General features: G+C 59.1%; 3 protein-coding genes. All 3 read left to right on the top strand.

The genetic code is table 11. The features are described from left to right. The first annotated feature begins 26 nt into the window (after nt 1–26). The 3 genes from VN887_14610 (at nt 27) to mpl (ending at nt 6131) form a co-directional block, all read left to right on the top strand. Entirely contained in the window at nt 27–3137 is a 3111-nt protein-coding gene (locus VN887_14610; GenBank protein ID HXT41240.1) for a multidrug efflux RND transporter permease subunit, read from the top strand. 57 nt (nt 3138–3194) lie between these two features. Then, on the top strand, nt 3195–4655 hold the full coding sequence (gatB, locus tag VN887_14605; GenBank protein ID HXT41239.1) for an Asp-tRNA(Asn)/Glu-tRNA(Gln) amidotransferase subunit GatB: 1461 nt from the start codon (nt 3195–3197) through the stop codon (nt 4653–4655). Between the two features lie 78 nt (nt 4656–4733). After that, nucleotides 4734–6131 (top strand): UDP-N-acetylmuramate:L-alanyl-gamma-D-glutamyl-meso-diaminopimelate ligase, encoded by a 1398-nt coding sequence (gene mpl, locus VN887_14600; protein ID HXT41238.1) that lies wholly within the window; start codon nt 4734–4736, stop codon nt 6129–6131. Nucleotides 6132–6348: the final 217 nt, after the last annotated feature.

Below are 6348 nucleotides of genomic sequence, written 5' to 3'. Positions count from 1 at the left end.
ACGGACAGGAAGTCTGACAACCCGGCATGAGCATTCCCGCCCTATTCATCCGCCGGCCGGTGATGACCACGCTGGTCATGTCGGGCATTCTGCTGTTTGGCATCATCAGTTTCCGATTCCTGCCGGTCAGCGACCTGCCGAGCGTTGATTATCCGACCATCCAGGTCTCTGCGAGCCTGCCCGGCGCAAGTCCGGAAACGATGGCTTCCGCGGTGGCCACACCTCTGGAAAAACAGTTTTCGACCATTGCCGGTGTGGATTCGATGACCTCCTCGAGCTCACTCGGCAGTTCACAAATCACCATTCAGTTCACACTGGACCGTAATATTGACGCGGCGGCCCAGGATGTACAGGCGTCCATCGCCAAGGCGGCGCGACAACTGCCGCCCGACATGCCGACCCCGCCCACCTACAGCAAGGTCAACCCCGCGGATTCGCCCATCCTCTATCTCGCGTTGTCCTCGGTCACACTCCCGCTTTCGATGGTGGATGATTACGGCGAAACGATGCTGGCACAACGGATCTCGATGATCAACGGAGTGGCGCAGGTCTCCGTGTTTGGTTCGCAGCAATATGCCGTGCGCGTGCAACTCGATCCCAACAAGCTCGCGTCCCGTGGCATTGGCATTGACGAGGTGCGACAGGCAATCGACGCCGGCAACGTGAACCTGCCCACCGGCACGCTCTACGGCCACCATCAGGCGTTCACGATTCAGGCGTCCGGCCAGCTTCAGAAGGCGGCGGATTATCGCCCGTTGATTGTCGCGTACCGCAACGGCCGGCCTGTGCGGCTGGAGGAGCTGGGACGTGTGTTCGACAGTGTGCAGGACGACAAAACGATCAGCTGGCACAATAACACCCCGGCGGTCGTGCTGGCCATTCAACGACAGCCGGGCGTGAACACCGTCGAAACCGTGGACGCGATCAAGAGGCTGCTCCCGCAGTTCCACGCGCAGCTTCCGGCCGCGATAAACCTCGAAATCCTGCATGACCGCTCGGATTCCATCCGCGAATCGGTGGGCGACGTCGAATTCACGCTCAAGCTGACGGTTTTTCTCGTGGTGCTGGTCATCTTTCTGTTCCTGCGCAATCTCTCGGCGACCGTGATCCCCAGCCTTGCGCTGCCAATGTCCATCATTGGCACGTTCGCCGTGATGTATCTCCTCAACTACAGTCTGGACAACCTTTCGTTGATGTCCCTGACGCTCTGCGTCGGGTTTGTGGTGGACGATGCGATTGTGATGCTTGAGAACATCGTGCGGCACATGGAGGAAGGCGAATCGCCCATGGAAGCGGCTTTCAACGGTTCGCGTGAGATCGGTTTCACGATCATCTCCATGACCCTGAGTCTGGCGGCGGTGTTTGTCCCCGTGCTGTTCATGGGCGGAATTCTGGGACGTTTGCTGCATGAATTTGCTGTCACCATTGTGGCCGCGGTGCTGGTGTCGGGCTTTGTTTCCCTGACGCTGACGCCGATGTTGTGCAGCCGGTTTGTGAAACCGCCCGGCAAGCAAAAACACGGGAGGGTGTACGCGACGACGGAACGCTTTTTTCAGGGCATGTACAAACTCTACGAACGCACGTTGCGGGCAGTCATGCGTCATCGTCTGGCCACGCTCATGATGTCTTTTGCGGTACTGGTGGCGACCGCCTGGCTGATTTACGTCATTCCCAAGGGTTTCTTTCCTGACGAGGACACCGGGCAGATATTCGCGATCACCGAGGCGCAACAGGGAATCTCATTCGATGCCATGCGCGAACACCAGGTTACGGCGGCGAAAATCGTTGGCGCCGATCCGAATGTGGAGCAGTTCATGTCGGCCATCGGCGGCAGGTCTTCCGGCAATCAGGGGCGCATGTTCATGCACTTGAAACCACGTTCGAAGCGCAAGCTGGATTCGAATGAGATCATCCAGGAACTGCGTAAGAAGCTCGCCCAAATCCCCGGCATCAATGTTTACATGCAGAACCCGCCGCTGATCCGCGCAAGCGGCCGCCTTTCAAAGTCGCTTTATCAGTTCACGCTCCAGGGCGCCGACACAAAGGAACTGTATCACTGGACGCCCATTCTTGTGGACAAGATGTCTGAACTTCCGGGGTTTCAGGATGTGTCGAGCGATCTGTTGATCGCAAGTCCGCAGGTGACGGTCGAAATAAATCGCGACAAGGCCTCCGCCCTCGGCGTGACGGCCGAACAGATTGAAAACGCGCTGTTCGATGCGTATGGCCAGCGCCAGGTCTCCACCATTTACACCGACATCAACGAGTACTGGGTCGTGATGGAGCTGGAACCGCAGTATCAACGCGATCCGGCGGCGCTGTCGCAACTCTACATCCGCTCGTCCACTGGCAAGCTCATCCCCCTCAGCGCGGTGGCGAAACTGACGCGCGGCCTTGGACCCATGACCATTTCGCATCTTGGTCAATTGCCGGCGGTCACCATTTCGTTCAATCTCAAGCCGGGCGTATCCCTGGGAACCGCCGTCGAACAGGTCCAGAAGCTCCAGCGCGATCTGCAGTTGCCGGCGACAATGAGCGCCAGCTTTCAGGGATCGGCCCAGGTGTTCCAATCATCATTCAAAGGTCTGATCGTGCTGCTCCTCATGTCCATCCTCATCATCTATCTCATTCTCGGAATTCTTTACGAAAGCTTCGTTCATCCCATTACGATTCTGTCCGGACTGCCTTCCGCGGGTTTCGGTGCGCTGGTCACGTTGATGCTGTTCAAAATGGATCTGAACATTTACGCCTTTGTCGGGCTCATCATGCTCGTCGGCATCGTGAAGAAGAATGCCATCATGATGATTGATTTTGCGATTGACGCCGAACGACAGGGCAAAGCGCCGTACGACGCCATTTTCCAGGGCTGTCTGTTGCGTTTCCGGCCGATCATGATGACCACCATGGCCGCGCTGATGGCGACCCTGCCGATCGCGCTGGGTTTCGGCGCGGGCGGCGAATCGCGCCGGCCCCTCGGACTCTGCGTCGTGGGTGGATTGGTGGTTTCGCAACTGCTGACGCTCTACATCACCCCCGTCATCTATCTCTACCTCGAATCATTCCAGCAATGGTTCGCCCGAAGACTCGTCGGATCGCGCAGGGCCGTCGCCGTTGGGGCGAAGACGACGACCGCCTGATCCGCAAAAAAATCCGTGTTCACCGCTGTTGGTCTCTGTTTAGATTCCCGCCGCCTTATGGAATACGACGCGGTCATCGGACTGGAAACACACGTCCAGCTCAAGACAAAATCGAAGATGTGGTGCGGCTGCTCCAACGAATTCGGCGCGCCGCCAAACACCAATGTCTGCCCGGTCTGCCTCGGCCTGCCCGGCGTGCTGCCGGTGGCGAACGAAGAGGCGCTGCGTTTGACGGCGCTCACCGGCCTGCTGCTCAATTGCGCGGTGTCGCGTCACGCGAAGTTCGACCGCAAGAATTATTTCTATCCCGATGTGCCCAAGAATTATCAGATCACGCAATATGCCGACCCCTCGACGGTGAACGGCCATGTTGAGTTTGAGTGCGGCGGCGGGATCTCGCGTGTCCGCATTACGCGGGCGCACCTGGAGGAGGACGTGGGCAAAAACTTTCACTTCGAGCGGAACAGCGGCGTGGACTTCAACCGCGCCGGCGTGCCGCTGCTGGAAATCGTCTCCGAACCGGACATCACCAGCGCGGAAATGGCGTACGAGTACCTCAACGCACTGAAGGACATCCTCACCTACGGCGGTGTAAGCGACTGCGACATGGAGAAGGGGATGGTGCGCTGCGACGTCAACGTGAGCGTGCGGCCGAAGGGCGCGAAGGAGCTGGGCGCGAAGATCGAGATTAAAAACATGAACAGTTTCACCGGCGCGCGAAAGGCGCTCGAGTACGAAATCCCGCGCCAGATCGAAGTGCTCGAGGGTGGTGGCAAGCTCATCCAATCCACGCGTCGCTGGGACGACGTGGCGGGCGTAACGGAGGAGATGCGAACGAAAGAACACGCGCATGATTACCGCTATTTTCCCGAGCCGGACCTGATGCCGTTCGTGCCGGCCGACGAGTGGCTGGCAGAAGTTCGGAAACGGATGGTGGAACTGCCGCTGGCGCGCAAGCAGCGGTTCATGCGCGATTATTTACTGACGAAAGACCAGGCGGAAACGTTTAAGTCTGATGTCGAGGCTGGAGACTACTTCGAAAAATGCGCGGCGGAATTGCTCGCTGGAAATCCCTCGGTAGATTCGAAGGCTCTCGATCTGCGCGGCGTTGCAAATACTGTAATTCAACAGTATCGCCCGCGGCTTCTTGCGAAGAACCGTTCCTGGGCGGCCTTGGCTCCGCTGATTCCTTCGGCAGCCGGCGTGACCATCCCGTTTTTACGTGGCGTGATTAGCTCCGTTGGATACCAGCAGGTTATTGACGAGATGTTTGAAACAGGAAGAACTGACCCTGACGCCATCATATCGGACAAAGGACTCAAACAGGTCAGTGATACCGGCGCAATCGAGAAGTTCTGCGACGAAGTGATCGCGGCGAATCCCGGTCCCGTCGCTGATTTCAAGAACGGGAAGACGGCAGCGTTAAATTTTCTCAAAGGGCAGGTCATGAAGCTGAGCAAGGGCAGGGCTAACCCGGCGCTCGCGGGACAAATCCTGGAGAATAAATTGAAAAGTTGATTTTGTCGGGGAGATACGGAGACCACAGGATTTTGACAAAAGAATTCCGGCGTGTTTTGCGCCGGCGCAATCAATCTGATGCTTTCGCAAATCAAATCAGTTCACTTCGTCGGGGTCTGCGGCACGGCGATGGCCTCGGCAGCGGCGGCGATGCAGGAGCGCGGATTTCAGGTGACGGGTTCGGACCAGAACGTCTATCCGCCGATGTCCACTTTTCTGGCCGAACGGAAGATCGGGGTGATGTCCGGTTACGCGGAGCAAAACCTCGCGCACAAGCCCGACCTTGTCGTCATCGGCAACGCTGTTTCACGCGGCAACCCGGAGGCCGAGGCCACGCTCGACAAAAAACTCCGTTACTGTTCTCTGCCTGAACTGCTGAAGGAATTCTTCATCCGCGGCAAACGCTCGCTTGTGGTGGCCGGCACGCACGGCAAGACGACGACGACCGCGCTGCTGGCCTGGGTGTTCGAGCACAGCGGGTTGAATCCCGGCTATCTGATCGGAGGCATTCCGAACAACCTGGGGCAGGGGGCGCGGTTCACGGACAGCGAATGGTTCATCATCGAGGGCGATGAGTACGACACCGCGTTTTTCGACAAGCGCAGCAAGTTCGTCCATTACCTGCCCGAGGTTGCCGTCCTCAACAACCTGGAGTTCGATCACGCGGACATTTTTGAGAACCTCGCGGCGGTCCAGCGCTCATTCGACCATTTCATCCGGCTCATCCCCCGGAACGGACTGCTGCTGGCCAACGGCGACGACGCGAATCTCGCGCCCCTGCTGAGGGTCACCCATTGTCCCGTAAAGCGTTTCGGCCTCGGCGAAGACAACGCCGTGCGGGCGTTCAACCTCAAGCTCGCGCCGACCGCGTCCGAGTTTGAGATTCCCAGCTTCAAATTCCACCTGAACCTGGTTGGCGAGCTGAACGTGCGAAACGCGCTGGCCGTCGTCGCGTGCGCGAAGCATTGCGGGCTGTCAAACAAGCAGATTCAGGCCGCGTTCGACACATTCAAGGGCATCCGGCGACGGATGGAAGTGCGCGGCGTTGCCGGGGGCGTGACGGTGATTGACGATTTCGGGCACCATCCCACGGCGATCCGAGAGACCCTGCGGGCGCTGCGGATACGGCACCCGCGCGACAGGGTGTGGGCCGTGTTCGAGCCGCGCAGCAACACAACGCGGCGGAACGTTTTTCAAACCGAGCTGGCGGGCGCGTTTGCCGACGCCGACGCGGTGGTGGTGTCCCAGGTGGCGCGGCTGGAATTGCTGTCGCCGGAGGAGCGGCTGGATCCCGGTCGTTTGATGGCGGATCTGACGGCGCGCGGCAAACAAGCCGCCTATTTGCCGGACGTGGACACCATCGTGAATCATGTGGTGAAGAACGCGCAAGGTGGCGATGTCGTGTGCGTGTTCAGCAACGGTGGCTTCGGCGGCATCCACGGAAAGTTGCTGGCCCACCTGTCCGTCCCGCGTTGAAGTGACGCGCGCCCGCGTTGCCGACGGATGCATACGCCCGGGCGCTACGTTTGAATTCGAACGCGGACCGGCTCCGTGAAACGCGCGTGGTTGAGCGATTGACGCAGCGGTGGAGGTGCGGTATGAATCAATTCATGCCCCGCCCCAGAGCATCCGGTTTTCCACGTTGCCTGGCGTTCACGCTCATCGAGCTGCTGGTGGTCATCGCGATCATCGC

The organism is Candidatus Angelobacter sp. (assembly GCA_035607015.1).
Classification (GTDB): Bacteria; Verrucomicrobiota; Verrucomicrobiia; order Limisphaerales; family AV2; genus AV2.
This window is presented reverse-complemented; position numbering and strand designations above follow the sequence as displayed.